Origin of the sequence: Bradyrhizobium sp. CSS354 (assembly GCF_029051725.1) — a bacterium.
Taxonomy (GTDB): Bacteria; Pseudomonadota; Alphaproteobacteria; order Rhizobiales; family Xanthobacteraceae; genus Bradyrhizobium.
Map to the genome: position 1 here is coordinate 1 of NZ_JAACFU010000098.1, position 441 is coordinate 441.

The window sequence follows — 441 nt, forward strand, 5'->3', positions numbered from 1 at the left end:
GGACATGCGCGTGCTCCGGGAACCAGGGTCGTCGCCATCATGCACCATCGCTGACCTTGTGGCGCCGAGCTAGGCCCGGCTTGCGCGCGCCAGCGCGGTCGGAAGGAGGCGCAGCCACGCATGGCCCGGCGCTACCCTGATGAGGTGCGCGGCCCGAACATGATCACCGCCATGCCGGCCAGGCCCAGCGCAGCGCCCAGCAGGTCCCAGCGGCTGGGGCGGATGCCGTCGACCAACCACAACCAGAACAGCGCGGTGCCGATGTACACGCCACCGTAGGCGGCATAGACCCGTCCACTGGCAGTCGGGTGCAGAGTCAGCAGCCAAGCGAACAGGGCCAGGCTGGCCGCGGCCGGTAGCAGCAGCCAGACGCTGCCTCCCTTGCGCAGCCACAACCATGGCAGGTAACAGCCGACGATCTCGGCCAGCGCGGTCAGCAGG

General features: G+C 69.8%; 1 protein-coding gene. It reads right to left on the minus strand.

Features of this window, described 5'->3' with window-relative positions; all coding sequences use genetic code 11:
- Positions 1-131: 131 nt before the first annotated feature.
- Positions 132-440 carry a YnfA family protein gene (locus GWG67_RS38820; RefSeq protein WP_275174907.1) on the minus strand — a complete coding sequence of 103 codons (309 nt, stop codon included), beginning with the start codon at positions 438-440 and terminating at the stop codon, positions 132-134.
- Position 441: the final 1 nt, after the last annotated feature.